The 1,220-nt window shown below is 69.8% G+C and carries 1 protein-coding gene; it reads right to left on the bottom strand.

Features of this window, described 5'->3' with window-relative positions:
• Window positions 1–1,220 (bottom strand): DUF7507 domain-containing protein (locus DFR29_RS28880; protein WP_133822090.1); only part of this gene is annotated, 1,220 nt, incomplete at both ends.

Here is a 1,220-nt window from a genome sequence, read left to right as displayed (position 1 = left end):
GCATCGATCGTCGTCGGGCCTTCGGTGTCGCTGCAGCGGGTGGCTGCCGGACAGCTTGGGTCGCCGCCGCCGCTGACGGTGGCCGTGTTCGTCACACTGGCCCCGGCCGCCAAGGTCGGCGTGACCGGAATGACGAAGCTGGCATTCGCGCCCACCGCCAGACCGCTCGCGATCGTGCAGGTGACGGTCTGGCCGGTTGCCGTACAACCCGCTGGCAGCGTGCCGATCGTGAGGCCAGTCGGAATCGTGTCAGTGATCGTTGCTGCAGCCGTCGTGGCCGTCGTGCCGGTATTCGTGACCTGCAACGTGTAGCTCACCGGAACGCCGACGGTCCACGGGCTGGCGCTCGCGGTCTTGTCGAGCGTCAGTTGCGGTGCATCGATCGTCGTCGGGCCTTCGGTGTCGCTGCAGCGGGTGGCTGCCGGACAGCTTGGGTCGCCGCCGCCGCTGACGGTGGCCGTGTTCGTGACGCTGGCACCGGCCGCCAAGGTCGGCGTGACGGGAATGACGAAGCTGGCATTCGCACCCACCGCCAAGCCGCTCGCGATCGTGCAGGTAACGATCTGGCCGGTCGCGGTGCAGCCTGCCGGCAGGGTGCCGATGGTCAGGCCGGTCGGAATCGTGTCAGTGATCGTTGCGGCAGCCGTCGTGGCCGTCGTGCCGGTGTTGGTGACCTGCAGCGTGTAGCTCGCCGGAACGCCGACGGTCCACGGGCTGGCGCTCGCGGTCTTGTCGAGCGTCAGTTGCGGTGCATCGATCGTCGTCGGGCCTTCGGTGTCGCTGCAGCGGGTGGCTGCCGGACAGCTTGGGTCGCCGCCGCCGCTGACGGTGGCCGTGTTCGTGACGCTGGCACCGGCCGCCAAGGTCGGCGTGACCGGGATGACGAAGCTGGCATTCGCGCCCACCGCCAAGCCGCTCGCGATTGTGCAGGTGACGGTCTGGCCGGTCGCGGTGCAACCCGCCGGCAACGTGCCGATGGTCAGGCCCGCCGGAATCGTGTCAGTGATCGTTGCGGCAGCCGTCGTCGCCGTCGTGCCGGTGTTGGTGACCTGCAGCGTGTAGCTCGCCGGAACGCCGACGGTCCACGGGCTGGCGCTCGCGGTCTTGTCGAGCGTCAGTTGCGGAGCATCGATCGTCGTCGGGCCTTCGGTGTCGGTGCAGCGGGCGGCTGCCGGACAGCTCGGGTCGCCGCCGCCGCTGACGGTGGCGGTGTTCGTCAC

Source organism: Tahibacter aquaticus (assembly GCF_004363655.1).
In the GTDB taxonomy this organism is placed as follows: Bacteria; Pseudomonadota; Gammaproteobacteria; order Xanthomonadales; family Rhodanobacteraceae; genus Tahibacter; species Tahibacter aquaticus.
The sequence above is the reverse complement of the archived record's forward strand: the minus strand, read 5'-3'. Positions and strand labels throughout refer to the sequence as shown.